Here is a 25058-nt window from a genome sequence, read left to right as displayed (position 1 = left end):
CCTTCGATTGGGGGGCGGCCCACCCCCACTCCCCAACACCCCCACCCCCCCCGCCCCCATAACGCAAAAATGGCCCCCCAACCGGCCGAGAACGCACATAATGGGGGTACTCGGCGGTGGGTCAGACCGCACGCTCCAGCGGGCGGCGGCGGGATGCGGGGGCGGTGCCGGGCCGGCACCCGGGCTAGGCTCGGCCCATGAGCATCGACCCCGTGAACGTGACCGTCACCGGCGCAGGCGGGCAGATCGCCTACGCCCTCCTCTTCCGCATCGCGAGCGGACAGCTGCTCGGCCCGGACGTCCCGGTGCGGCTGCGGCTGCTGGAGATCCCGGCCGGACGCGGCGCGGCGGAGGGCACGGCCCTGGAGCTGCAGGACGCCGCGTTCCCGCTGCTCGCCTCCGTGGACGTGACCGAGGACGCGCGCGCCGCGTTCGACGGCGCCAACGTTGCGCTGCTCGTCGGCGCCCGGCCGCGCGGCGCGGGGATGGAGCGGGCCGACCTGCTGGAGGCGAACGGCGCGATCTTCGGGCCGCAGGGAGCCGCCATCAACGCCGGTGCCGCGGACGACGTCCGGGTGCTCGTGGTCGGCAACCCGGCCAACACGAACGCGCTGATCGCCGCGGCGCACGCGCCGGACGTGCCGGCCTCGCGCTTCACCGCGATGACCAGGCTCGACCACAACCGCGCGGTCGCGCAGCTCGCGGCCCGGCTCGGCGTACCGGTGACCGCGGTCGACGGCGTAATCGTCTGGGGCAACCACTCGGCGAGCCAGTACCCCGACCTCAGCCACGCGACCGTGAACGGCCGGCCGGCCACCGAGCTGGTCGAGGAGGGCTGGCTCGCGGACGAGTTCATCCCCCGGGTCGCGAAGCGCGGCGCCGAGATCATCGACGTGCGCGGCTCGTCCTCGGCGGCGTCCGCGGCGAGCGCGGCCATCGACCACGTGCACGACTGGGTGACCGGCACCGGCGAGCGCTGGACGTCGGCGGCGATCGTCTCCGACGGCTCCTACGGCGTCCCGGAGGGTCTGGTGTCCTCGTTCCCGGTGCGCGCCGTGGACGGCGAGTGGCGCATCGTCCAGGACCTCGACATCGACGCGTTCTCGCGCGCCCGCATCGACGCGTCCGTCGCCGAACTCATCGCCGAGCGCGACGCCGTCCGCACCCTCGGCCTCCTCTGACCCCCGCCTCGCAGGCCCGCGAGCACAGGAAAAACGTCGCGATTCCGCTCGAATCGCGACGTTTTTCCTGTGCTCGGCGGCCCGGAGCGGTTACTTCTTCTTCTGGGACTTCTCTTGGGCGGGGAGGGTGCCGGCGGCGCGGTGCTCGGCGAAGTAGCTGCGGGCCTCGGCCTGGCGCTCGGCCTCGGCGCCGGAGGCGATGGCGGCGCGCACCAGCTCGGGGCCGTAGCCGAACGCGTCCACCAGGTCGACGGCGTGCGGGCGGATGCGGGTGAGCAGCCGGTCGATGTAGGCGGTCACCGCCTGCGCGCGCTGCGGCGAGAGCCGTCCGTTCATCAGGTACCAGGCGAGGTGCTTCTCGATCAGCCCGAAGCCGAACAGGTCGCGCAGCCAGGTGAGCACCTGCTTGGTGCCGGCGTCCGGAGCCTGCTCCAGCGCCTCGGTGAACGCCTCCCACTGCAGCAGCTCGCCGTGCGCGCGGGCCGCCTCGATCAGCTCGTTCTGCTGGGTGTTGAACAGGTCGGCCGCGGCCTTCTTGCCGAGCTTGGATGCGGGGCGCAGCCGGCCGCCGATCTGCGAGATCATCGTCTCCACGCGGTCGGTGAGCAGCTCGCGCTGCGTCGCCGGCTCCTGCAGCCAGTTGACGGAGCGCGCGGTCGACCCGAAGTCGCGCACCGTCTGCGCGACGCTCCGCAGGCCGGTGCCGTGGTACGCCCTGCCGGCCGCCTGGGTGACGACGTAGCGGGCGAGCGCGCCGGCGTCCGCCTTGGCGAACTTGCGGCTGAAGTCGGTGAGCAGGCGCTTGGCGACCAGCTGCAGCAGGACGTTGTTGTCGCCCTCGAAGGTGACCCAGATGTCCAGGTCCTGGCGCAGCGAGGTGATGCGGTTCTCGGTGAGGAAGCCCGCGCCGCCGCACGCCTCGCGCGCCTCCTGCAGGGTCTCGAGCGCGTGCCAGGTGCTGAGCGGCTTGAGCGCCGCGGCGATCGTCTCCAGGTCCTGCCGGTCGGCGTCGGTGTCCGCGACGCCGCTGAACACGTCGTCGAACTTGTGCAGGAACACCTCGTGCGCGAAGCCCGCCGCGTACGTGGTGGCGAGCAGCGGAAGCAGCCGGCGCTGGTGGCGCTGGTAGTCGAGGATGACCTCCTCGTCGGTGTCGCTGCCCGCCGTGAACTGGCGGCGCTGATCCGCGTAGGTGAGCGCGATCTTCAGGCCGATCTTCGCGGCGATCGTCGCCGACCCGTCCAGGGAGACGCGGCCCTGCACGAGGGTGCCGAGCATCGTGAAGAAACGGCGGCCGGGGCTCTGGATGGGCGAGCTGTAGGTTCCGTCCTCCGCAACGTCCCCGTAGCGGTTCAGCAGGTCGGTGCGCGGGATGCGGACGCCCGTGAAGTGCAGGCGGCCGTTGTCGACGCCGTTCAGGCCGCCCTTCTGGCCGTCGTCCTCTCCGCCGATGCCGGGCAGGAAGGCGCCGTCGGCATCCCGGATCGGCACGTAGAAGGCGTGCACGCCGTGGTTGACGTTTTTGGTGATCAGCTGCGCGAACACGACGGCCGCGGTGGCGTCGACGGCCGCGTTGCCCAGGTAGTCCTTCCACGCCCCGCGGAACGGGGTGTCGATCACGAACTCCTGGGTCTCGGGGTCGTAGGTCGCGGTCGTCGCGATGCTGGCGACGTCGGAGCCGTGCCCGGTCTCGGTCATCGCGAACGCGCCGGGGACGTCGAGCGACATGATCCCCGGCAGGTACTTCTGGTGGTGCGGCTCGGTGCCGAGGTGCAGGACGGCAGCGCCGAACAGTCCCCACTGCACGCCCGACTTGATCTGCAGCGACGGGTCGGCCGCCACCAGCTCCTCGAACGCGGCGATGTTGCCGCCGTGGTCCTCGCCGCCGCCGACCGACTTCGGGAAGGCGCGGTGCACCTGGCCGTTCTCGACGAGCAGGCCGAGCTGCTCGAACACGCGCTTGCGGTGGTCGGCGACGCTCAGCCCCTCGATCTTCTGCATCTCCGGGCGCGCGGCGAGCTCGCGGGAGGCCAACCGGACCTCCGCCCAGTCGCCCAGGAGCTGGCGGCCCAGCGCCTCCACGTCGACGCGCGGTGCTGCGCCGGTGGCGGGAGGGGTGGTCGCGGTCGGGGTGGATGCGGTCGGAGTCGTCGTGCGCTCAGCGGTGTCAACCATGAGTTTCCTCTTCGATCTCGGGGGTCACCGCAACGCTACGACCGTCCACCGCGCAGCGGAAACCGTCGGTGCGGAGCCGACAAATCGGCACGGCGGCCGCCCGCGGCCGTTTGTGGGAAGCTCCAAAACGTACCCCTTCGAACCGAGGGGTAGCGACAACGCCCCGCGAGGATCAGAGAGCGAGGAGGTCGCGCACCGCGTCCCGCAGCCCGACGAGCTCCGGGGCGATCTCCGCCCTCCCGCGCGAACCGCACCAGCGCGCGCACGGCGGCGCCGGAGTCGGTGGACTCGCCTGCGAGCAGGTGGTCGAGCATGGCGGCGGCGGACAGCTCCCGCACGACGCCGGACTCGTCGTCGCCCCATTCGGGGTCGCCCGCCCTCACGCAGTCGCCGGCGATCACCACGTGCTTGCGCCGGGTGGACGAGGCGCCCGTCCACTCGGAGCCGGCGTACCAGTGCACTCCCGCCGCGTAGCCGGTCTCCTCGCGCAGCTCGCGCAGGGCCGCCGCGACCGGCTCCTCGCCGGGGTCGACGATCCCGCCCGGGATCTCCGCGATCCGGCGCTCCGGACCGACGCGGAACTGCTCGAACACGAGCGCCGTCCCGCGCTCGGTGAACGCGACGACGCACACGCAGTCCGGCTGCTCCAGCACGTCCCATTCGGAGACGCTGCCGGAGCCGGTGCGGTAGGTGTCGACGCGCACGCGGATGAAGTGCGCGTACGCCTCGCGCTGGGACAGTCGGGTCCAGGTGCCGGGAGCGTCCACCCCTTCATCCTGACACGCGGAACCGCCGGGCACCTCGCGTGCCCGGCGGTTCCGGTGGTCCTGCCTGAGCGGCCTGCGGTCTCAGGCGGCGCGGCGGGTGGCCGGCCGGCGCGGCGGGGCGGCGAGCGCCGCGCGTGCGGCCGCGGCGCCCTTCAGCTCGACGACCGCGCCCGGCTGGACGTGCTCGTCCCTCCCGATCCGCGCGCCGTTGCCGATCATGGCGTTCGCGCCCAGCTTGGCGTTGCTGCCGATCTTCACGCCGCTCCCGACGACGCACCCGGCGCCGATGTGGACGTTCGCACCCACGAAGGTGCGGTCCCCGATCGTCGCGCCGGTGTCGATCCAGCTGCCGGCTCCGATGTACGCCTCCATGCCGACGCGCGCATCCGCCTCGACGTATGCCGTCGGCTCGAGGTATGCCGACTCGGCGACGCGGGCCGTGGGGGCGACGAGCCCCCTGCCGTTGGCGTGCCTCCTGTACTTGATGACTGCGCCGGTCTCGTCCTCGAGCTCTTCGATCATCCTCGCCATCTCATCCCTCCTTCGAGATCGTCGCGTGTCCTGAAAACACAACTGACATAACGCAGGGCGGTCACGAAGAATTCCTGATCGCCCCACGGAACCGGCACTGTACGCGTCGTCTCCGGGGGCGACCAGGGGGTGCACAGGGAGTTCTCAGCAGGAGAGAGCAGCAACCGAAGGGAGGGCACAATCGGAGCGTGACGTCGTCCCCGCCAAGCCGCTCCCTCGCCCCCCTCTACCTCGCGGGCTTCACGACAGCATTCGGCGCGCACGGCGTGGCGACGGCGCTGGGCGTCGAGGCGGGCAAACTCGGGATGGGCCTGCTAATGTTCGGGTTCGTGCTGGCCCTGTACGACCTCGCCGAGGTCGTACTCAAGCCGGTCTTGGGGGCGCTGAGCGACCGGATCGGGGTGAAACCGGTGATCGTCGGCGGGCTCGTGGCGTTCGTCGTCGCCTCATCGATCGCGATCGTCAGTCCGACCCCGCTCGTGATCGCCATCGCGCGGCTCGGTCAGGGCGCCGCAGCGTCCGCCTTCTCCCCCGCATCCTCCAGCGCCGTCGCCCGCCTGGCGGACTCGGAACGGCTCGGCCGATACTTCGGCCGCTATGGCGCCTGGAAGAGCATCGGTTACGCGGCCGGGCCCCTTCTCGGGGCGGCTCTCGTCGGCGTGGGCGGCATCGGCGCGCTCTCGGTCGTCCTCGCGGCGCTGGCGGCCGTAGCCGCGGTGTGGGTCGCGCTCGGCGTTCCGGCCCTGCCCGTGCTCCCGCGTCCGCGATACACGCTCGCCGACCTGGTCCGGCAGACCGCCGACCGCGGCTTCCTGCTCCCCACGCTCGCGCTCGCGACGACGACGGGCCTGCTCGGCGTCGCCGTCGGATACCTGCCGTTGCTCGCGACCCGCGCAGGTCTTCCGGCCCTGGTGAGCGGTGCGGCCGTCGCGGTGATCGCGGTCGTGTCCGCCCTGGCCCAGCCGCTCGCCGGACGCGCTCACGATCGACGCCGGCTGACAGCCCGCGTCGGCGTCGCCTCCGCACTCGCCGTCGGCACCGTCGCCCTCGTCCTCATGGTCTGGGCGCATCCGGTCGCGATCTTCGTCGCCGCCCTGCTCGTCGGGCTGACCGTCGGTGTGGCGACACCGCTCGCCTACTCCCATCTCGCGGCGACGACACCCGAAGAACGGATGGGCCGCACGATGGGCAACGCGGAACTCGGGCGCGAGGTGGGCGACGCGGGCGGACCGCTCCTGGTCGGAGCGATCGGCGCCGCGGCAGGGCTGCCGCTCGGGCTCGGCGCACTGGCTGCGCTCACGGCAGCGTCAGCGGTCGCGGCGGGCAGCTGGCTGCGCGAGGCGTAGCCGACCGCCCGTGGACAGATGGAAGCCCGCACCGGCAGAAGGGGGAGCTGCCGGTGCGGGCGGTCGGGAGGGGCGGGTCAGCCGACGCCCTCGAGCGCGTCCGTCTCGGTGTTGCCGATGTTCTGGATGACCTGCGGCCGGCGGCGGGCGAGGTACACGAACCAGCCGACGGCGGCCACGATCGTCAGCAGGAACAGGTACGGGATGACGTTCAGCGGGAAGGCGGGCACCGGCCAGACGTTCGCGAAGAAGACGTAGGCCATCGCGGCGACCGCGACGACGGCGCACACCCAGACCAGCGTGTTCGGGATGCCGGCGCGGCGGGTGTATGCGATGCAGGCGATCGCGACCAGCGCGTAGGCGACCATGTAGCCGTAGGTGCCGTACGTGTCCACCCAGACGGTGATGTCCATCGGGTCGGAGCCGACCAGCAGCAGGATCACGTCGAGCAGGATCGCGGCGGGGCCGGCGACCAGCAGGACGCGGTGCGGGGTCAGGTGGCGCTCGTGGGTGCGGCCGAACCGCTCGGGCAGGACGCCCTCCTTGCCCATCACGTACATGACGCGGCCGACCACGTTCAACGGGGCGACGACGACGGCGAAGAACGAGGCGCCGACGCCGAAGGTCAGGATCGGCGCGAACCAGGACGGCATCCCGATCAGCTTCGCGATGTCCTCCAGCGGGCTCGCGCTGGTGGCGAGGTCGTCGTGCAGCACGGCGATCTGCGTGTACGCGGCGAACACGTAGAGGACGCCGACGACGACGGCGCTCCAGATGATCGCGCGCGGGATGGCGGTGTACGGGTTCTTCGCCTCGCGGCCGAGCGCGTCGGCGGAGGAGAAGCCGACGAAGCCGAGGATGCCGAGCACCATGCCGGCGGCGATGCCCTGGAACGGCGCCCCCTCGGCGAAGACCTGCGCCGGGTCCCAGGCGGCGGGTCCCGCCCAGACCAGGGCGGCGATCAGCAGGATGGTGATGATCGTGACGGAGACGAGCTCCAGCACGAGGGAGACGCGGGCGGAGAGCCGGATGCCGCGGATGGTGAACAGGGTGGCGAGGCCGCCGAGCACGATGGCGAGGCCGACGTACCAGCCGACGCCGCCGGCCGGGACGCCCAGCAGCACCAGGAACTGGTTGAAGTAGGACACGGCGCCGCCGAGCGAGCCGGCGGCGATGCCCCAGCAGCCGATGACGAGCGAGACGCCGGCCAGGTACGCGCCGGTCGGGCCGAGGCCCTTGGCGACGTACGTGTAGAGCGAGCCGGCGGAGGCGTGCTTGCGGGCGAACACGACGACGCAGTAGCCGACGCACAGGATGACGATGGTCGCCAGCACGAACGAGTAGATGGTGCCGTTGCCGGCGCCGATGAAGATCGAGGCGGCGGTGAAGGCGATCACGGCGCTGGGGGCGATGTTGGCGATGGCCTGAGCGGCGAGCTCTGGCCCGCTCATCACGCCGCGCCGCAGGCCGGCGTCGGTCGGGCTGTCGGCCCTGGTGGTCGTAGTCATGGGTGGCTCTCCAGTGAGTCGGGTGGGGCTTCTGGCGGGGGGGGGTGGGTGGGTGCTACGGGATGAGCAGGGTGCGCAGCACCGAGCCCTTCTCGAGGTCGTCGAAGGCGTCGGCCGCCTCGGCGAGAGGGCGCCGGCCCGAGATCAGCGGGTCGAGCTTCAGCTGGCCGTCCATGTAGCGGTCGACCAGCGCCGGGATGTCGATGGAGGGACGGACGGAGCCGTAGTTGGAGCCGAGGATGCGCTGGTCCGCCTCCGCCAGCACGAGCGGCTCGAACGACGCCTTCGCGCCCGTCGGCGGCAGGCCGACGATCACCGCGGCGCCGCCGAGGCCGAGCATCCGGATGGCCTGCTCGGTGGTGGACGTGCGGCCGATGGCGTCGAACGCGTAGTCGACGCCATCCGGGATCAGCTCGAAGAGCTGGTCGACGGCGTCCGCCTGCGAGGCATCGATGCGGTCGGTGGCGCCGAACTGCAGCGCCATCTGGGTCTTGTCCGCGAGCACGTCGATCGCGACGATGCGCTCGGCACCGGCCAGGCGTGCGCCCTGCACCACGTTGAGGCCGACGCCGCCGCAGCCGATCACGGCCACGGTCGACCCCGGCTCGACGGCCGCGGTGTTGAGCACGGCGCCGACGCCCGTCGCGACGGCACAGCCGACGACGGCGATCACGTCCAGCGGCGCGTCGTCGCGCACCTTGACCGCGCCGGAGGCCGGCACGACGACCTCCTCGGCGAACGAGGAGACGCCGAGGTAGTGGTGCACCTGCTCGCCGTCGCGGGAGAGGCGCGAGGTGCCGTCGAAGAGCACACCTTTGGGAGCGACGACGGTCGCGACCTTCTGGCAGCGGGCCTCGTGGCCGGAGCGGCAGTAGCGGCACTCGCCGCACGGCGGCACCCAGCTGAGCACCACGTGGTCACCGACGGCCAGCGACGTGACGCCATCGCCGAGCTCGGTGACGACGCCGGAGCCCTCGTGTCCCATCACCAGCGGAGCCGGCGCATCCCACTCGCCGCGCTTGACGTGCAGGTCGGAGTGGCAGACGCCGGCGGCGGCGATCTTCACGCGCACTTCGCCGTGCCCCGGCGCGGCGAGCTGCACGTCGGTGTACTCGATCGGCGACGACGGTTCGCGGAAGACGACGGCCTTCATGGTGCTCCTCAGGTGTTGCGGTCCTGCGGGTTCGGGACCTCGCTCGATGCTAGGAAGCGCGAGCGGGGGCTGTCATTCGACGGGATTGTGGATGCGGTGCTCGCGGACCGACATTTCGTACACTGTCGGAGTGACCCGCGACATCGCCTCCATCGTCCGCACCCTCGGCGGCGAGCTGGTCGACGGCGCCAGGAACGCGGGGACGCCCGTGGACGAGGTGGTCGGGATCGACGACTTCTCGGTGGTCGGGCATCCCGGCTTCGCGACGCTCGTCGTCGTGCCGGGACGGCGGCTCGCCGAGGTGCTCGCGGACGGCTCCGCGCGGGCGGCGTCGCTGCGGCAGGCGGTGCTGGTGACGCACGCCGGCGGCGCGTCGGCGCGGCGCGCGGTCGAGGCGGCAGGGGCGACGGCCATCCTCGGCGCCGGGTCGTCCGACGACCTGCTGGTGCCGATGCTGACCGCGTTGCTCGCCGTCGACCAGGCGGCCGAGGACCGCGCGGTGACGTCGGCGATGAAGGTGCTCACACTCGCGGCCAGGCGCGGCGGCGCGTCGGGCGTGGTGGCCGAGCTGGCGCACCGCATCGACGGCTGGGCGGTGCTGCTGGACCGGCACGGGCAGGTGATCACGACCGCCGGGGCTGGCGGGCTGCACATCCAGGACGCGATCGCCGTCGCGCTGGGCCGGCCGGTCCGGGTGCGGCACCGCGGCCTGCAGGTGCACGCGGTGGGACCGGGCGAGGACCTCTCCGCGCAGCTCGTGGTGTCCTCCCGCACCGAGGCCTCCAGCCGCGCGCGCGAGCTCGGCTCGCAGGCGGCGGCGCTGCTCGACCTGCTGCTGCGCACCGACGACCCGACGCGCACCGAGCGGCTGGGACGCGCGGTGATGGTGGACGCGCTGCTGGCCGGCGGCGACGCGGCACCGGAGCTGCTGCGCAAGTGGGGCGTCCACGAGACCTCGCTGACCGGCTTCGTGCTCACCGCGCGCTCGGCGTCCGTCGAGGTCGAGCGGCTGGTGACGCACTGGCTGGACGAACTCGGCGCGGCGCACATCCTCACCGCCGACCGCGGAACGGTGACCGGATTCCTGCGCGACGACCACGTGGACGCGATCGCCGCGCGCGTCGACGCCTACGCCTCCGCGATCTTCCTCGGCATCGGCTCGCCCGCGCCGACCGACGCCCTGGGCAGGAGCGCCGCGGAGGCCGGTCAGGCGGTCGAGGCGGCACGCGCAGAGGGCAGGCGCGTTGTGCGCTACCGCACCATCCCGACCGTGCAGTACGTGATCGACCGGCTCGGCGACGGGGACGCGCGCCGGGTGGCGCACCTGCTCGACCCGCTGCGCGACGCCGCGGGCGAGCACGGCGAGCTGACCGAGACGCTGCGGGTGTACCTGGCGGAGAACGGGGCGTGGGGCGTGACCGCGGAGCGGCTGGGCGTGCACCGGCAGACACTCACCGCGCGCATCCACCGTGTCGAGGAGCTGACCGGGCTCTCGATGGCCGATGCCGACGACCGCACCGCCGCCTGGCTCGCGCTGCGCACGCTCGCATTGATGACGCCGAGGAGTGAGTAGATGTCGCTATTGCACGTACATAGGGGCGTCTTCTCACGACTCACCACCCGAAGACCGCGCTACGCGTTGGCGGCGACGACCTCGAGGAGGGCCTCGCCGTAGGCCTCGCGCTTCTTGGCGCCGATGCCGCTGATGCCGTCGAGGTCGGCGAGGCTCGCCGGGCGCGCGGAGGCGACGGCTCGCAGGGTCGCGTCGCCGAACACGATGTAGGCGGGGACGCCCTGCTCGCGGGCCTGTCCGGCGCGCCACGAGCGCAGCGCCTCGAACAGCGGCTGATCGGCCGGCGCGAGGTCGGCGGAGACGGTGCTTCGGGAGGGCCGGGACGCGCGCTCCGGGCGGTCGGGCTCGCGGCGGAGCACCACCGGGCGGTCGCCGGAGAGGACGGCGGCGCTGGCGGGAGTGAGGGTGAGCACGCCGTATTCGCCCTCCGGCTTCAGCAGCTCCTGGGCGATCAGCTGGCGGACGACGCCGCGCCACTGGCTCTCATTGAGATCGTCGCCGATGCCCCACGTGGCGAGGGCGTCGTGCCCGTACTGCTCGACCCGGGCCGTGCGCTTGCCGCGCAGGATGTCGACGAGATGCCCGGCGCCGAAGCGCTGGTTGCGCTCGCGCTTCAGCCGCACGACGGTCGACAGCAGCTTCTGCGCGGGGACCGTGCCGTCCCAGCTCTCGGGCGGGGTCAGGCAGGTGTCGCAGTTGCCGCACGGCTCCGCGCGCTGACCGAAGTAGTTGAGCAGGTTGACGCGGCGGCACTGCACCGTCTCGCACAGCGCGAGCATCGCGTCCAGGTGCTGCGTCATCCGCCGCCGGTGCGCGAGGTCGCCCGGGGAGTCGTCGATCATCCTGCGCTGCTGCACGACGTCCTGCAGGCCGTAGGCGAGCCACGCCGTCGACGGGAGGCCGTCGCGGCCGGCGCGGCCGGTCTCCTGGTAGTAGCCCTCGACCGACTTCGGCAGGTCGACGTGCGCGACGAAGCGAACATCCGGCTTGTCGATGCCCATGCCGAACGCGATCGTCGCCACCACGATCACCCCGTCTTCGCGCAGGAACCGGGACTGGGTCTGCGCGCGCACGCGGGCATCGAGCCCCGCGTGGTACGGCAGCGCCGTCAGCCCGCGCGAGGACAGGAACTCGGCGGTGCGCTCGACCGAGTTGCGGGACAGCGCGTAGACGATGCCGGCCTCGCCCGGGTGCTCGACGGTGATGAAGTCGAGCAGCTGCTTGCGGACCTCCGCCTTGGGGACGATGCGGTACTGGATGTTGGGCCGGTCGAAGTCGGAGACGAAGTGCTCCGCGCCCTCGAGGCGCAGACGCTCGGTGAGCTCCTTGTGCGTGGCCTCGGTGGCGGTCGCCGTCAGCGCGATGCGCGGCACGTCCGGCCAGCGGTCCGCGAGCTCGGAGAGCGCGAGGTAGTCGGGCCGGAAGTCGTGGCCCCACTGCGAGACGCAGTGCGCCTCGTCGATGGCGAACAGCGCGATGCGGCCGCGCTCCAGGAAGCGCTTGGTCGACTCGTTCGAGAGCCGCTCCGGCGCCACGTAGAGGATGTCCAGCTCGCCGGCGAGGTACGCGCGCTCGACCGCGGCGCGCTGGGCCGGGTCCTGCGTCGAGTTGAGGAAGGCGGCGCGCACGCCGACCGCGGTGAGCGCATCCACCTGGTCCTGCATGAGCGCGATCAGCGGCGAGACGACGACGCCCGTTCCCTCGCGCACGAGCGACGGGATCTGGTAGCAGAGCGACTTGCCGCCGCCGGTGGGCATGAGCACGACGGCGTCGCCGCCGGAGACGACACGGTCGATGATGGCGGCCTGCTGCCCGCGGAACGCGTCGTAGCCGAACACGGCGCGCAGCGCCTCGGCCGGGTCGGCGAACCGCGGCGGGGTGGCCCGGATGACGGGGGCGGCAGGAGGCTGCGTCGGCGCCGGCGCGGCGGCCGGGCCCGCGGGGGCACCGGGGACCGCGGTCGCCCAGCCCGCGTCCGCGTACGGGTCGTCCGCATAATCCGGCGGCGGCGGCTCCTCGTCGAGGGGCGGCGCGTCCCGGTCGTCGGGCACCCACGTGTTCCAGCTCATCCCTCGATCGTAACGACCGCGACCGACGCCCGGCTGGGATGCGCGCGACCTGTGGATAGCCCGCAGCTAACGAGGCCGCAACCGCTGACGATAGTCCCCGATATGAAAACCAACTCGCCAGCGTGGGAACCGATCGCCTCGGTGAAGGCGGCGGAGACATGGATCGACGGACTGTCGGGCCCCGGCGACGCGACTCCGGGCGAATTCGATGTCGTCGAGGAGTACCTCCGCGGGCGGATCAGCGCATACGACCGCCGTTTCGATTCGAGCCTGGTCATGGGCAGCATTGTCATCGCTGTCCTGATCGCCATCGCGTCCATCGCGGTCTCCGCGCAGATCGACATCTGGACGATCGGGACGCCGTTTTATGCGACCGCCCTGGCATTCGCGGCGGTCCTCTGGTTACTCGTCTCGGGCGGGCGCGGGTCTGTGCGCGCCGAACGTATTCTGTTCCGCCTCAAGCTTGTCCGCATCGGCAAGCTGCATCGGTCGCGCAGCATTTCGGCGTCGACCACCGCAGCGACCGCTTTCCGCATGGCCACGTCGGGCAGTTCCGAGGACCGACCTGTCCTGGGGACACCAACCGGTTCCGAGCCGCTAGTCGACGCGATCGAGCCACAGGGTCAATAGCCCGCACGGTAGCATCGCCCCATGCGCCCGCCGATCGCGACCGACCCTCCGAGCAGGGACGGCGCCGTCGCAGCGTGCGCTGAGCCCGAGCGGACGCACGACCGTCGGGCCCGGAGCTGATGCCGGCCGCATTGCTCGGCCTGATCAGCGCTCTCGTCTACGGGTCGGCCGACTTCGTCGGCGGCGTCGCGTCCCGGCGGATCGGGCCGGTGCGGACGACGGCGACGGGAGCGGTGAGCGGGCTGGCCCTGCTGCTGCTCGCGCTGCCGTTGGTCGGCGGCGTCTGGTCGCCGTCCGCGCTCGGCTGGGGCGCCCTCTCCGGCGCGGTCGGGACGCTCGCTGTCGGCCTGCTCTACGCGTGCCTGGCGATCGGGCCGATGAGCATCCTCTCGCCGCTCACCGCGCTGGTGTCCGCGGTCGTCCCGCTGATCTGGGGACTGGTGGGCGGCGACCGGTTCGCGATGATCGGCTACGTCGCGCTGGGCCTCGCGCTCGTCGCGGTCGTGCTCGTAGGGTTCGTCCCCGAGCGCGGCGCCGTGCGGCCGAGCGGGCGCGCGCTGCTGATGGCGGTCGCGGCGGGGACGCTCATCGGCGTCTTCCTCATCCTGCTCGACCAGGCCCCGGCGGACTCCGGGCTGGTGCCGCTCGTCGCCAACCGGGCGGTGAACGGCGCGATCATGTGGACGGTGGTCGGCATCCTGGTGCTGCGCGCCCGGCGGCGCGGTGCGGTCGGCCCGGCGTTCACCAGGGCCGGGGCGGCGCTCGCCATCGGCGCCGGCGCGCTGGACGCCTCGGCCAACGTGCTCATCCTGCTCGGGCTGCGCGTCGGCGAGCTGTCGACGATGTCGGTGCTGGTGGCGCTGTACCCGGCCGGGACGATCCTGCTCGCCGCGCTCGTGCTGCGCGAGCGGATCGCGCCGGTGCAGTGGGTGGGGCTGGTGCTCGCGATCACCGCAGCCGGGATGCTCGCCGTGGCGTGACGCTCGCCGCGGCGTGATGCGAGCCCCGGCCGCCCCACGCGTAACCTGTACGGGGGATGACGAAGGGGCGCACCGCATGACGACACCGCACGATCCGGCAGGGGAGCTGGAGAACAGCCGCGAACACCTCGGCGATGTCAGCCAGTCCGTGCAGGACTTCGCCAGCGAGCAGGAGGGCTACCACAAGAGCCTGTCCTCGCGGCAGCTGCAGATGATCGCCATCGGCGGCGCGATCGGAACCGGGCTCTTCCTCGGCGCTGGCGGCCGGCTGGAGCAGGGCGGCCCGCTGCTGGTGCTGGTGTACGCCGTCTGCGGCTTCTTCGCCTTCCTCGTGCTGCGGGCGCTCGGCGAGCTGGTGCTGCACCGGCCGTCCTCCGGGTCGTTCGTGTCGTACGCGCGCGAGTTCTACGGCGAGAAGATGGCGTACGTCGCCGGCTGGATGTACTTCCTCAACTGGGCGATGACGGCGATCGTGGACTCCACCGCCGTTGCGCTCTACGTGAAGTACTGGAGCATCTTCACCGCCGTCCCGCAGTGGCTGCTCGCGCTCATCGCGCTGGTCGTCGTCGTGAGCCTCAACCTGATCTCGGTGAAGGTGTTCGGCGAGATGGAGTTCTGGTTCGCGCTGATCAAGGTCGGCGCGCTCGTCGCCTTCCTGGTGGTCGGCATCGTTGTGCTCGCCGCCGGCTGGCCGACCGACGAGGGACCGACCGGCATCGCGATGCTCGCGGCCAACGGCGGCCTGCTCCCGCACGGCGTCGCGACGATCGGCATGGCCATCGTGCTGGTGCAGGGCGTGGTGTTCGCGTACGCGGGGATCGAGCTTGTCGGTATCGCCGCCGGCGAGACCGAGCACCCCGAGAAGGTGATGCCGCGCGCGATCAACAGCGTGGTGTTCCGCATCGCCGTCTTCTACTGCGGCTCGGTGCTGCTGCTCGCGCTGCTGCTCCCCGCGACCGCGTACAGCGGGGACGAGAGCCCGTTCGTGACCTTCTTCAGCCACCTGGGCGGTCCCGAGCTGAGCGCGATCATCGGGTCGGTGATGAACTTCGTCGTCCTCACCGCCGCGCTCTCCAGCCTGAACGCCGGGATGTACTCGACCGGCCGCATCCTGCACTCGATGGCGCAGACCGGGGCGTCGCCCGCGTTCACCGGCCGGATGAACGCCAGGGGCGTCCCCTACGGCGGCATCCTGCTGACCGCGTGCATCGGCGTGCTCGGCGTCTTCCTCAACCTGATCGTGCCGGCGGAGGCGTTCAACATCGTGCTCAACGTCGCATCGCTCGGCATCATCACGAGCTGGGCGATGATCGTGCTCTGCCAGATGCAGCTGCGGCGCTGGGCGCTGCAGGGCAAGCTGGAGCGGCCGGCGTTCCGGCTGTTCGGGGCGCCGTTCACCGCGTACCTGACGCTGCTGTTCCTGGCGGCGGTGCTGGTGCTGATGGCGTTCGACTACCCGACGGGGACGTGGACGGTCGCGTCGCTGGTGGTCATCATCCCGCTGCTGATCGTCGGCTGGTACGCGCAGCGCTCGCGGATCCTGGAGATCGCGCAGCGGCGGCAGGGCTACACCGGGGCGCATCCCGTGATCGCGGCGCGGCCGGCCCGCGAGCACCGCCGCGACCGGCGCTGACGCGCTGACCCGTTGACGCCCTGACCCGAGGGCGTTTGTAAGGCAAGCCTTACCTCTCCTAGGCTGGTGGCGAGATGACGAACACCAGCACCCGCCTCCTGCTCACCTGCGCCGCCATCGGCGTCGCGGGCGGCATCGTGTTCTCGGTGTCCGCCTACATCTCCGGAACGCTGGCCGCGGCTGCGCCGATGTTCTACGGCGCCGTGATCGGGGTGTACTTCCTGCCCGGCGTCGTCGCCCAGTCGCTGCTGCGACGGGGCGGGGTCGCGCTGATCACGTCGGTGATCGCCGGACTCGTCTCCGTGCCGTTCCAGCCGATCGGGTTCATGGCGGTGATGGCGGCCGGATCCATCGGGCTGCTGCAGGAGATCCCGTTCGCGATCACCCTGTACCGCTACTGGAAGGCGTGGCTGTTCTACCTCGCGGTGACGATCGCGGGCCTCGTCTTCGGCCTCGGCGTCTTCGTCGCGCAGGGCGCGGAGCAGGCGGCGCCGTGGGTGCAGGTGGTGCACATCGGCCTGTTCGTGGTGAGCCCTATCCTGTTCACCTGGATCGGGCGCGTCGTCGCGAAGGGCCTCGACCGCACCGGAGCGGGACGCGGACTGCAGCTGCCGATCGTCCGGCCGCGCCAGAGACGCGACCGCGACGCGCTGCCGATGACGGCCGCCTGAGGCCGCCGGTGACCGGCACGGCCGCGTCCGCGGAGCTGCTGCGTGCGCGCGGCGTTCGCATCCGGCACGACGGGGCGACCGCGTGGACGCCGGACGGCGTCGACCTCGACGTCGCGCCGGGCGAGGTCCTGCTGGTGCTCGGGCCGAGCGGGTGCGGCAAGTCGACCCTCGCGCTCGCGCTGAACGGGCTCATCCCGCACGCGGTGCCCGCGGAGCTCGACGGGACGGTCGTGGTCGCCGGCACGGACACGGCGAGCGCGCGGGTCGCGGAGCTCAGCGAGCACGTCGGGATGGTGTTCCAGGACCCGGACGCGCAGATCGTCACGGGGACCGTGCTCGACGAGGTGTGCTTCGGACCGGAGAACCGGCTGCTGCCCGCGGACGAGGTGCTCCGCCGCGCCGAGGAGGCGCTGCGCGCGGTCGGCCTGTGGGAGCGCAGGGCGGACGATCCGGGGACGCTCTCCGGCGGCGGCAAGCAGCGCCTCGCGATCGCGTGCGCGCTCGCCCTCGACGCGCCGCTGCTCGTGCTCGACGAGCCGACCGCCAACCTCGACCCTGCCGGAGCCGAGGAGCTCTACGCCATCCTCGCCGGGCTCGGCAAGGCGGTCGTGCTGGTGGAGCACAACCTGGACGCGGCGATGTCGATCGTGGACAGCGTCCTGGTGCTCGACGCCGACGGCCGGATGGTCGCGCGGGGACCCGCAGCGGAGGTGCTGCGGGCGCGGGCGGAGGAGCTGCTGGAGCTGGGCGTGTGGCTGCCGACCGCGACGCTGGCGGGGCTGCGGCTGCGCGCAGCAGGCCTGGCGATCGGGCGGCTGCCGCTGACGCCGGAGGAGCTGACGGCGGCGGTGGCGGGGGTGGATGCGGGAGGCGCGACCACGATCTACACCGCCCCTGGCGGACCGAGCCCCGCACCTCACCCGGCGAGCGCGCCCGCGCCGGCGCAGGCGCAGGCGGTCGCCGTCCGTGCCCTCACCCTGCGGCGGGGCCGGCGCGAGGTGCTGCGCGACGTTTCCCTCACCATTGCGCGCGGCGACTTCCTGGCGGTCGTCGGGCCGAACGGTGCAGGCAAGACCTCGCTGGTGCAGGCGATCGCCGGGCTGCTGCGCGTGCCGCGCGGGACGGTGACCGCCGATCCGGTCGGCTTCGTCTTCCAGAATCCGGAGCACCAGTTCGTCCGGCACAGCGTCGCCGACGAGCTCGCGTTCGGGCTGCGCGGACGGCCGGAGGCCGAGGTGACGGCCCGCGTGGACGCCATGCTCGCGACGCTCGGCCTGACCGGGCTGCGGGACGCGCATCCCTTCCTGCTCTCCGGCGGGCAGAAGCGCCGGCTGTCGGTCGGCACCGCCCTCATCGCCGGGGCGCCGCTGCTGGTGCTCGACGAGCCGACGTTCGGGCAGGACCGCGCCAGGGCGGCCGAGCTGCTCGGGATGCTCGCCCGGCTGAACGCCGACGGCACGACCGTCGTGATCGTGACCCACGACCTCGGGCTCGCCGCCGAGTACGCGAGCCACGTCGCGATCGTCGCCGACGGGCGGCTCGCCGCTCACGGGCGCACGGCCGACATCCTCTCCGACGGCGACCTCCTCGCAGCGAACGGCCTGCGCCCTCCTGCGCTCGCCACCGCGCTGTCCGCGCCGGAGGTCCCCGCTCCGCTGCGCGGCATCACCCGCCTGCGCGACCTTCCCGGCGGTGCGGCGTGACGTTCCTCTCCTCCGACCCGTACGGCACCGGCGCTGCCCCGCGCGGCCGGTTCCTGCACCACCTGAACCCGCTCGCGAAGGTGGCGGCCATCCTGCCCGCGTGGATCGGCCTGCTGTTCACCAGGGACGTGCTGACGCCGCTGATCGCGATCGTCGCGGCGGTGCTCCTGCTGCTGGTCGGGGCGCGGCTGCGCGCGTCCGTCGTCGTGGCGCTGCTGGTCGGCATCCCGGCCGTCGTGCTCGTGATGGCGCTGAGCTTCGGGTTCTGGACGGACCCGTCTCGCGTCGCCGACACCACGCCGCTGTTCACGGTCGGCGCGTACACCTACACCGCCGGGGCGTTCGCGGTGGGGCTGGCGACCTCCCTGCGGCTGACGGCGCTGGTGACGCTCGCGCTGGTCGGCGGGCTGACGACGACGGGGCCCGACCTCGCGCGGGCGCTGGTGGCGCAGCTGCGGGTGCCGTACCGGATCGGCTACACCGCGATCGCGGCGTACCGGTTCCTGCCGCGGTTCCGCAGCGAGCTGGCCGTGATCCGGCAGGCGCAGCGGGTGCGCGGGGTCGGCCGGTTGCGGGGACCGCTGGAGGCGGTGGTGCCGCTGCTGGCGTCGAGCATCCGGCACGCCGACCGGATGGCGCTCGCGATGGAGTCGCGAGCGTTCGGCGCGCATCCCACGCGCACCGAGCGCACCCCGTCGCGCTGGCGCCCCCGCGACACCGCCTTCACCCTGGCCCTCTGGCTCCTCACCCTCCCCCTCTTCCTCCGCTGACCCACCGTCTCCCCACCGCCGAGTAAGCAGATTCTCTGCGTACTCGGCCGTTTCGGGGCCAGTTTCTGCGTACTCGGGGGCTGGGGTATGGATAAGGGGTTAGTCGGCGGGGCGGGCGACGAGCGCGGCCTGCTCGAGGGCAGGGAGGGCGGCGCGCAGCGCCTCCACCTGGTCGGCGTCCAGCTCGTCGAGGATCGCCGCGACCGCGCGGGCGCGGTCCGAGCGGGCGGCGAGCAGCAGCTCGATGCCCTCGTCCGTCCCGGAGACGAAGAACGAGCGGCGGTCGTCCGGGTCCGGCGTGCGCTGCACGAGGCCCCTGGCCTCCAGGTCGGAGACGACGCGGGTGATGGTCGGGGCCGCGACGACCTCGATGGCGGCGATCTCGCTCGGGCGCAGCGGTCCGCGGCGCACGATCGTGGAGAGGGCGGACAGCTGGCCGTGGGAAAGTCCTCCCGTCGCCGAGCGGATCCGGCGGTTGAGCCGTCCGACCGCCAGGGCCAGGCGACCGGGGACGTCGTTGTCGCCGGTCGTCGGCCGTCCCGTCAGTCCCGAATCCTCACGCGCGTCCCGCACCGACTTCCTCGCCCTCCGCCTGGGCCGGTCGCTCGGACGCGACGGCCTCCTCATGAACATACTTGCCTCCGCCGAGGAACGACGCCACAGCGCCGATGATGCTCATGACCGCGGCCGCGATGAAGACCACCACGAGGCCGTCGTGGAACGGGCCGGAGATCAGCTGCGGGAAGAACTCCTTGCCGGTCAGGATGGCGCCGTCCACGTGCGGGGCCTGCAGGATCCCGGTCGGGCCGAGCAGGCTCTGGATGGGGTTGTAGCCAAGGAAGGCGGCGAACAGGCTGCCCACCGGCGGGGTGTTCCCGATCTGCGCGGCGATGTTGTGCGGGACGCCGTGCGAGGTGAGCCCGGAGGTCAGCGCGGTCGGCAGCGCCACCGAGAGGCCTGCGATCATCAGCGAGAAGAAGATGCCGATGGACAGCGAGCTTCCGGCGTTCAGGGCGACGCCCGCCATGCCGGAGGCGGCGCCGCGCTCGTTCGGCGGCACGCTGTTCATGATGGCGGTGCGGTTCGGCGACGAGAACAGGCCGGACCCGATCCCGTTGAGGCCGGTGAGCAGGGCGAACTGCCAGTACTCGAAGTTCACCGGGATGAGCAGCAGGCCGATGAAGGTCGCGGCCACCAGCACGAGGCCGACGGTCGCGAAGCCGCGCGAGCCGAACCGGTCGGACAGCGCGCCGGAGATCGGGCCGGCGACGAGGAAGCCGATCGTGATCGGCAGCATGTAGATGCCCGCCCAGAGCGGCGTCGACTCGTAGCTGTAGCCGTGCAGCGGCAGCCAGATCCCCTGCAGCCAGATGATCAGCATGAACTGCAGACCGCCGCGGCCGATCGCGGCGAGGAAGCCGGCGAAGATGCCGGAGGAGAAGGCGCGGATGCGGAACAGCCGCATGTCGAACATCGGCGCGGGAACCTTCAGCTCGACGACCACGAACGCGGCGAGCAGCACGAGACCGCCCACGATCGAGCCAATCACCCACGGGTTGCCCCAGCCCTGCGAGGAGTCTCCGTACGGCTGGATGCCGTAGGTGATGCCGGTGAGCAGCGCGATCAGGCCGATGCCGAAGGTGGCGTTGCCCAGCCAGTCGATGCGGCCCGGGTTCTTCTGGCCCACCTCGTGCAGCGACTTGAACGACCAGATCGTGCCGATCACGCCGAACGGGACGGACACGAAGAACACCGCGCGCCAGTCGATCTCGGCGAGAACGCCGCCGAGGATGAGGCCGATGAAGGAGCCCGCGATCGCCGCGACCTGGTTGAGTCCGAGCGCGAAGCCGCGCTTGTTGGCCGGGAAGGCGTCGGTGAGGATGGCGGTCGAGTTCGCGAACAGCATCGCGCCGCCGACGCCCTGCACGAACCGCCACGCGATCAGCCACATCGCGCCAGGTCCCCCGCTGAACGGGTCGAGGCAGAGCGCGATGGCGGCGACGGTGAAGATCACGAAGCCGAGGTTGTAGATCCGGACGCGGCCGTACTGGTCGCCCATCCTGCCGAACATCACGACGAGAACGGCGGTGACGAGCATGTAGCCCATCAGCATCCACAGCAGGTACGAGACGTTGCCGGGCTCGAGGGGGTTCAGCTTGATGCCGGTGAAGATGGCGGGCAGCGAGATGATGACGATCGACGAGTTGATCGTCGCCATGAGCATGCCGAGCGTGGTGTTCGAGAGCGCCACCCAGCGGTAGTGCGGGTGGTCCTTGGTGAAGATGCCGGTACGGGGCAAGGGGAAGCGTCCTTCGTCGTGCGTTTCGTGGCGGGGTCGGAGAGGTCCGGGTGCTTTATATGCGTTAACTATATATCCGTCGCGCGAGGCCCAGCGCCTGGTACGACGCTGACGGCGGCGTTCTCGCGCCGTTCGCCGCCTTCTCCAAGGTCTCAACGCTGACGAAAAGCGCTCGCGAAGAATAGACCGCGCGATTAGGTTCAACTCTTCTGACAACGCCCTCAGACGCGGGCAGAAGGCCCGTCAGTCAACTGCTGGTGTCAATTCGACGCAAAATCTCGACTAAGTCGAGAGCTGTCAGACGCCACCCAAACCCCGGTCACCCCACCGGGATGCCGGCCTTCTCGGCCTCTAGGGATGCGCGGAGGTCGGAGAGCCCCGTCGAGGCCACCGCGAGCCGGCGGCCGACCAGGGGCACGAGCGCCGCGAGCCTCTCCCGGAACGTCCTCTCAGCCTCGTCGAGCAGTCGTCGACCAGCCTCCGTGAGGCTGACCAGATAGGACCTTCCGTCCGAGGGATTCGGATGGCGACGTGCCCAGCCGCGATCCACCAGGCGGTCGACCCCCTTGCTGATGGCGCCGACGCCGGCCGCGAAATTCGCCGCCATGTCGATCACCCGCGCGCCGGGATTGAGGGCGAGATAGCGAAGCATCTCGAACTGCGACGCGGCGATGCCGTGCTCTGCGCGGAGTGCCTCGTTGACCGCGTTGTACAACCGCGTCTCGCATCGCACGAGGTCGTCGAAGAAGGCCACGAGATCGTCGCTCGCGAATGTGGATGCCATGGCATATAGTCTACGAAGTACATGCCTGGGCATATACCCAGCGGGAGGAGAGACCGTGACCACGGAACAGAGGGAAACGCTGGCCGAGCAGCTGCGGACCGGCCGGGCGCCGGAGGCGCCGGCCACGAACGTCGATGAGCTTCGCGCAGGCTTCGCGGCGTTGATGAGCACCTTCCCGGTGCCCTCCGGCATCCGCACGATCAGCACTGATCTCGGCGGCCGGCCCGCGGTGCTGGTGGAGCCGGTGGCGGATCCGCGGCCCGGCATCCTGCTCTACTTCCATGGCGGGTCCTTCGCGCTCGGCTCACCCGAGACGGCGATGGGAACGACCGCTCAGCTCGTCCTGCGCACGGGGATCCCAGCGATCTCGCTGGACTACCGCCTGGCGCCCGAGCATCCGTTTCCGGCCGCCATCGAAGACGGGGTGGCCGCCTACCGCGCACTGCTGAGGTCAGGGACGCCGTCGAGCGCTATCGCGTTCGCCGGAGACTCCGCGGGCGGGGGCCTTTCCGTCACGTCGAGCATCGCCGCCCGGGACGCGGGCCTCCCGGTGCCGGCGGCGATCGTCGCGTTCTCGCCGGGGCTGGATCACACCCGCTCGGGAAGGAGCATGTCCACCAAAGACGGAGTGGACCCGTTCTTCACCCCCGAGGGGATGCGGCGCACCGGAGAGCTGTACCTCGCGGGACAGGACGCGGCGCAGCCGCTCCTGGCGCCGGCGGTCCACGCCGACCTTCGCGGGCTGCCGCCGATGCTGCTCCAGGTGGGAACGAACGAGCTTCTCCTGGACGACTCGGTACGGCTGGCCGACCGCGCTCGCGACGCCGGCGTCGACGTGATTCTCGACGTCACCGCCGGCGTGCCCCACGTGTTCCAGGCCTACGTCGGCATCCTGGACGAAGCGGAGGAAGCGCTGGACCGCGCCGCTCTGTTCCTCAGGCAACGCATCCGTCCTGTCGCCCCCGACGCGAGCCACTAGCCCGCGTCTGCGACTGAACTCTGCCTGCGGGGCGAGCCCCTACGCCACGACCGGCGCGTGACGCGCGCCGAACAGGCGCAGCGCGAGGAGGTTCCACAGCCCGGCGAACAGCAGCGCGCCCGCGACGCCGTTGAGGATGCCGCCCACAACGTCGGTTGCGTAGTGCACGCCGACGTAGAGCCGCGACCAGCAGACCGCGAGCACGAACAGCGCGCCGACGATCCCGACGATGGTGCGCGAGAGGGTGCCGTGGCACACCATGAGGAGCGCCGTCACCAGGGCGGCCGCGAAGACGACGTGGCCGCTCGGGTAGCTGAGGGTCGCCGGGCTGATGTGCAGGGGATGCGTCAGGTCGCCGGTGGTCGGGCGCGGCTGGGCGACGACGTACTTCACGACCAGGGTGGTCAGCCAGCCGAAGCCCGTGACCGCGCAGACAGCGATCGAGAGCCGCCAGCCGCGGAGGAAGACCAGCACGACGAAGACCACGGCGAGGACGACGACGACCACGACGGGATGGTCGAGCTTGTCGAGCACGATCGCGACCGCATCCAAGGCGCCGGAGTGCACGCGGTTCACGGCGGCGTCGAGCGAGCCGAAGCGGAGCGCGACGACCGCCTTGGCGGCGAACCCCAGAGCGAAGGTGATGACGAAGAGGACGATCGTCCAGATCACCCAGTGCCGGGGGATGCGGAGCAGGGCTGAGGTCACGGGTCGGTCCTTCCGGGTCGGGAGAGGACCAGTCAACCGCGTTCCCGCTGAGCAGGCTCTAAGAATCGCGCCCCGCGACTAGCGCACGATGGTGATCCCGCGCGCCGGGAACGACGCCGGCAGCTCGGCCAGCAGGCTGTAGTGGGTGCCGTCCTCGACGGCGGCGCCGCGCAGCCAGGCCCTGCTGTAGCCGGGAGAGCTGGCGTAGTCGACGACGATGAGGTCGTGCGGCTCCGACCCGCCCGCGATGGTCACCACCCGCCGGGTGCCGGAGCCCGCCGGGCCGTCGAGCACGGCGCGGTAGCGGCCGTGGACGCCGTCGGCGGGCGAGGCCGCGTCGAGTTCGGCGGAGGTGATGCGGAGCACGGTGGGGACGGCGATGTCGGTCATGGCTACTCCTTGCGGTGGATGGATGGAACGGGATGTGGGCGGGGAGCCGTCATCGGTGTAGGGGGACGGCTCCCCGCCCGGCTCCGGCGGCGCGTGGACGCGCGCCGTGCACTCCGGAGCGGTCTGTCACCAGCGGCGTTCGACCTCCTCGACGTGCCCGAACACGCCGGAGAAGGCGATCTCCTCGCCGGGGAGACGGATGCGGCCCTCGTAGTGGCCGAAGCAGCTGTCCGCGCGGCTCATCACGATCCAGCGGTCGAACAGGTGCCGGGAGTGGTGCTCCGGACGGAACGTGACCTGCACGTCAGGGCCGGTGATCGTCCACGGCGCCGTCCAGTTCTGCGGGTCGTAGCGCCAGTCCAGGTGGTTCTCGATCTTGTGCAGGCGCCCGTCCAGCCGCACCCAGTTCTCGGAGGAGGGCGTGCCGTCCGTCCACTTGCCGCCGAGCTGCAGCCCGAGCGCGCGGCCGTCGCTCGTGCGTCCCACGCCGGCGCCCCAGTTCCAGAACGTGAAGTACGGCCAGCGTCCGCGGCCCCTGTCGTGCACGGCCGTCGCCGTGTCCGGTTCGATGCGGTGGGTCACCCCGTCGACGACGGCGACGCCCTCGGCCGCGAGGCTGTTGTCTTTCTTCGTGTATTGGAAGGCTCGATCGCTCCACGGCACCACGACACCCATCGATTCGTGGTCGGGGGCGGCAAGCACGCGGATGTCCGCCTGGATGCGCGGCGACTCCGCGTGGATGCGCGTCCCGGTCCCCTCCGGGGTGAACCGCACCAGCACATCCTTGCGCCGCGCCTCCATCGGAGCGGTGTTGTGCTCGTCGCGCATCCCGCCGGGGCCGGGCAGCCAGGTGTTGCCGCCCTGGCGGATCTCGGCGTAGCGCTCGCGGTCGGCGAAGGTCGCCGAGACGTTCGCCCGGTAGTCGTGGTGCGAGATGTTGAAGGTGAGGATGGACGCGGGCGTCGTGATCGCCCAGTACTCGAAGCGCTTGTTGCGGCCCCAGCCGGGCAGGCCGGTTCGGTGCAGCGCGCGCCGCGTCCAGCCGACGGCGTCCGGGTTGAGGGCGCCGTCCGGACGGCACAGGTCGACGGGGCGGACGATCTCGCGCTCGGCGATCCTCTCGCCTCCTGGTGCGACGGCGCGCAGGGGTAGTCTCACGGGAACCTCTCTCTCGTGGGTGCGGTGGTGTGCGCTGACGCGCGGAATGA

22 protein-coding genes are annotated in these 25058 nt (G+C 71.8%); 10 read left to right on the top strand and 12 right to left on the bottom strand.

Annotation, left to right across the window (positions count from 1 at the left end; all coding sequences use genetic code 11):
- Positions 1-197 precede the first annotated feature (197 nt).
- Positions 198-1181 carry a malate dehydrogenase gene (locus ACTHMF_RS01510; RefSeq protein ID WP_440316011.1) on the top strand — a complete coding sequence of 328 codons (984 nt, stop codon included), beginning with the start codon at positions 198-200 and terminating at the stop codon, positions 1179-1181.
- A gap of 90 nt (positions 1182-1271) precedes the next feature.
- Here the strand turns inward: ACTHMF_RS01510 and ACTHMF_RS01505 are convergent, their stop codons facing one another.
- From ACTHMF_RS01505 to ACTHMF_RS01495, 3 genes are all read right to left on the bottom strand, one after another.
- Positions 1272-3356, bottom strand: a complete 2085-nt coding sequence (locus ACTHMF_RS01505; protein WP_440316010.1) for an acyl-CoA dehydrogenase family protein — start codon at positions 3354-3356, stop codon at positions 1272-1274.
- A gap of 35 nt (positions 3357-3391) precedes the next feature.
- Complete coding sequence (locus tag ACTHMF_RS01500; RefSeq protein ID WP_440316009.1) at positions 3392-4123, bottom strand: NUDIX hydrolase; 732 nt, start codon at positions 4121-4123, stop codon at positions 3392-3394.
- An 81-nt stretch (positions 4124-4204) separates the two neighbouring features.
- On the bottom strand, positions 4205-4654 hold the full coding sequence (locus ACTHMF_RS01495) for a DapH/DapD/GlmU-related protein (protein WP_314149735.1): 450 nt from the start codon (positions 4652-4654) through the stop codon (positions 4205-4207).
- A 188-nt stretch (positions 4655-4842) separates the two neighbouring features.
- Between ACTHMF_RS01495 and ACTHMF_RS01490 the strand changes: the two genes are divergently transcribed.
- Complete coding sequence (locus ACTHMF_RS01490; RefSeq protein WP_440316008.1) at positions 4843-6000, top strand: MFS transporter; 1158 nt, start codon at positions 4843-4845, stop codon at positions 5998-6000.
- 77 nt (positions 6001-6077) lie between these two features.
- Here ACTHMF_RS01490 and ACTHMF_RS01485 read toward each other — a convergent pair whose 3' ends face one another.
- Both ACTHMF_RS01485 and ACTHMF_RS01480 read right to left on the bottom strand, forming a co-directional pair.
- Complete coding sequence (locus ACTHMF_RS01485; protein ID WP_440316007.1) at positions 6078-7508, bottom strand: APC family permease; 1431 nt, start codon at positions 7506-7508, stop codon at positions 6078-6080.
- 55 nt (positions 7509-7563) lie between these two features.
- Positions 7564-8661 carry a Zn-dependent alcohol dehydrogenase gene (locus ACTHMF_RS01480; protein ID WP_314149738.1) on the bottom strand — a complete coding sequence of 366 codons (1098 nt, stop codon included), beginning with the start codon at positions 8659-8661 and terminating at the stop codon, positions 7564-7566.
- Positions 8662-8791: 130 nt separating this feature from the next.
- Here ACTHMF_RS01480 and ACTHMF_RS01475 point away from each other — a divergent pair, with 130 nt between their 5' ends.
- The gene (locus ACTHMF_RS01475; protein WP_440316006.1) at positions 8792-10234 is read left to right on the top strand and encodes a PucR family transcriptional regulator; all 1443 of its coding nucleotides are present in this window, start codon (positions 8792-8794) and stop codon (positions 10232-10234) included.
- A gap of 59 nt (positions 10235-10293) precedes the next feature.
- Here the strand turns inward: ACTHMF_RS01475 and recQ are convergent, their stop codons facing one another.
- The gene (recQ, locus tag ACTHMF_RS01470; RefSeq protein WP_440316005.1) at positions 10294-12303 is read right to left on the bottom strand and encodes a DNA helicase RecQ; all 2010 of its coding nucleotides are present in this window, start codon (positions 12301-12303) and stop codon (positions 10294-10296) included.
- Between the two features lie 102 nt (positions 12304-12405).
- Here recQ and ACTHMF_RS01465 point away from each other — a divergent pair, with 102 nt between their 5' ends.
- The 6 genes from ACTHMF_RS01465 (at position 12406) to ACTHMF_RS01440 (ending at position 18690) form a co-directional block, all read left to right on the top strand.
- Entirely contained in the window at positions 12406-12933 is a 528-nt protein-coding gene (locus ACTHMF_RS01465; RefSeq protein ID WP_440316004.1) for a hypothetical protein, read from the top strand.
- A gap of 119 nt (positions 12934-13052) precedes the next feature.
- Positions 13053-13913: an EamA family transporter gene (locus ACTHMF_RS01460; RefSeq protein WP_440316003.1), complete on the top strand. Its 861-nt coding sequence runs from the start codon at positions 13053-13055 to the stop codon at positions 13911-13913.
- 76 nt (positions 13914-13989) lie between these two features.
- Positions 13990-15546 (top strand): amino acid permease, encoded by a 1557-nt coding sequence (locus ACTHMF_RS01455; RefSeq protein ID WP_440316002.1) that lies wholly within the window; start codon positions 13990-13992, stop codon positions 15544-15546.
- Positions 15547-15620: 74 nt separating this feature from the next.
- Positions 15621-16217 (top strand): ECF transporter S component, encoded by a 597-nt coding sequence (locus ACTHMF_RS01450; RefSeq protein ID WP_440316001.1) that lies wholly within the window; start codon positions 15621-15623, stop codon positions 16215-16217.
- Between the two features lie 8 nt (positions 16218-16225).
- Entirely contained in the window at positions 16226-17920 is a 1695-nt protein-coding gene (locus ACTHMF_RS01445) for an ABC transporter ATP-binding protein (RefSeq protein WP_440316000.1), read from the top strand.
- Positions 17917-18690, top strand: coding sequence for an energy-coupling factor transporter transmembrane component T family protein (locus tag ACTHMF_RS01440; protein WP_440315999.1), 774 nt, complete (start codon positions 17917-17919; stop codon positions 18688-18690). The genes ACTHMF_RS01445 and ACTHMF_RS01440 overlap by 4 nt, the downstream gene beginning before the upstream one ends.
- 99 nt (positions 18691-18789) lie before the next feature.
- Here ACTHMF_RS01440 and ACTHMF_RS01435 read toward each other — a convergent pair whose 3' ends face one another.
- The 3 genes from ACTHMF_RS01435 to ACTHMF_RS01425 form a co-directional block, all read right to left on the bottom strand.
- Positions 18790-19263 (bottom strand): MarR family winged helix-turn-helix transcriptional regulator, encoded by a 474-nt coding sequence (locus ACTHMF_RS01435; RefSeq protein ID WP_440315998.1) that lies wholly within the window; start codon positions 19261-19263, stop codon positions 18790-18792.
- Positions 19247-20989: an MFS transporter gene (locus ACTHMF_RS01430; protein ID WP_440315997.1), complete on the bottom strand. Its 1743-nt coding sequence runs from the start codon at positions 20987-20989 to the stop codon at positions 19247-19249. Before ACTHMF_RS01430 ends, ACTHMF_RS01435 begins: the two co-directional genes overlap by 17 nt.
- Positions 20990-21308: 319 nt before the next feature.
- Positions 21309-21773 carry a MarR family winged helix-turn-helix transcriptional regulator gene (locus ACTHMF_RS01425; protein WP_440315996.1) on the bottom strand — a complete coding sequence of 155 codons (465 nt, stop codon included), beginning with the start codon at positions 21771-21773 and terminating at the stop codon, positions 21309-21311.
- A gap of 55 nt (positions 21774-21828) precedes the next feature.
- Between ACTHMF_RS01425 and ACTHMF_RS01420 the strand changes: the two genes are divergently transcribed.
- Positions 21829-22752, top strand: coding sequence for an alpha/beta hydrolase (locus tag ACTHMF_RS01420; protein WP_440315995.1), 924 nt, complete (start codon positions 21829-21831; stop codon positions 22750-22752).
- A 39-nt stretch (positions 22753-22791) separates the two neighbouring features.
- Here the strand turns inward: ACTHMF_RS01420 and ACTHMF_RS01415 are convergent, their stop codons facing one another.
- The 3 genes from ACTHMF_RS01415 to ACTHMF_RS01405 form a co-directional block, all read right to left on the bottom strand.
- Complete coding sequence (locus tag ACTHMF_RS01415; protein ID WP_440315994.1) at positions 22792-23460, bottom strand: phosphatase PAP2 family protein; 669 nt, start codon at positions 23458-23460, stop codon at positions 22792-22794.
- Between the two features lie 78 nt (positions 23461-23538).
- Entirely contained in the window at positions 23539-23850 is a 312-nt protein-coding gene (locus ACTHMF_RS01410) for a hypothetical protein (RefSeq protein ID WP_314147077.1), read from the bottom strand.
- Positions 23851-23976: 126 nt separating this feature from the next.
- Positions 23977-25008 carry a DUF2804 domain-containing protein gene (locus tag ACTHMF_RS01405; protein ID WP_314147078.1) on the bottom strand — a complete coding sequence of 344 codons (1032 nt, stop codon included), beginning with the start codon at positions 25006-25008 and terminating at the stop codon, positions 23977-23979.
- Between the last annotated feature and the right edge of the window lie 50 nt (positions 25009-25058).

Source organism: Leifsonia sp., from assembly GCF_051955155.1.
In the GTDB taxonomy this organism is placed as follows: Bacteria; Actinomycetota; Actinomycetes; order Actinomycetales; family Microbacteriaceae; genus Leifsonia.
Note: the sequence above shows the minus strand (reverse complement) of the source record. Positions and strands in the feature narration are given on the sequence as shown.

Coding starts and splice junctions, on each gene's coding strand:
- ACTHMF_RS01510 (WP_440316011.1), top strand. CDS start 198: ATGAGCATCGACCCCGTGAACGTGACCGTCACCGGCGCAGGCGGGCAG.
- ACTHMF_RS01505 (WP_440316010.1), bottom strand. CDS start 3,356: ATGGTTGACACCGCTGAGCGCACGACGACTCCGACCGCATCCACCCCG.
- ACTHMF_RS01495 (WP_314149735.1), bottom strand. CDS start 4,654: ATGGCGAGGATGATCGAAGAGCTCGAGGACGAGACCGGCGCAGTCATC.
- ACTHMF_RS01485 (WP_440316007.1), bottom strand. CDS start 7,508: ATGACTACGACCACCAGGGCCGACAGCCCGACCGACGCCGGCCTGCGG.
- ACTHMF_RS01480 (WP_314149738.1), bottom strand. CDS start 8,661: ATGAAGGCCGTCGTCTTCCGCGAACCGTCGTCGCCGATCGAGTACACC.
- recQ (WP_440316005.1), bottom strand. CDS start 12,303: ATGAGCTGGAACACGTGGGTGCCCGACGACCGGGACGCGCCGCCCCTC.
- ACTHMF_RS01465 (WP_440316004.1), top strand. CDS start 12,406: ATGAAAACCAACTCGCCAGCGTGGGAACCGATCGCCTCGGTGAAGGCG.
- ACTHMF_RS01460 (WP_440316003.1), top strand. CDS start 13,053: ATGCCGGCCGCATTGCTCGGCCTGATCAGCGCTCTCGTCTACGGGTCG.
- ACTHMF_RS01455 (WP_440316002.1), top strand. CDS start 13,990: ATGACGACACCGCACGATCCGGCAGGGGAGCTGGAGAACAGCCGCGAA.
- ACTHMF_RS01450 (WP_440316001.1), top strand. CDS start 15,621: ATGACGAACACCAGCACCCGCCTCCTGCTCACCTGCGCCGCCATCGGC.
- ACTHMF_RS01425 (WP_440315996.1), bottom strand. CDS start 21,773: ATGGCATCCACATTCGCGAGCGACGATCTCGTGGCCTTCTTCGACGAC.
- ACTHMF_RS01410 (WP_314147077.1), bottom strand. CDS start 23,850: ATGACCGACATCGCCGTCCCCACCGTGCTCCGCATCACCTCCGCCGAA.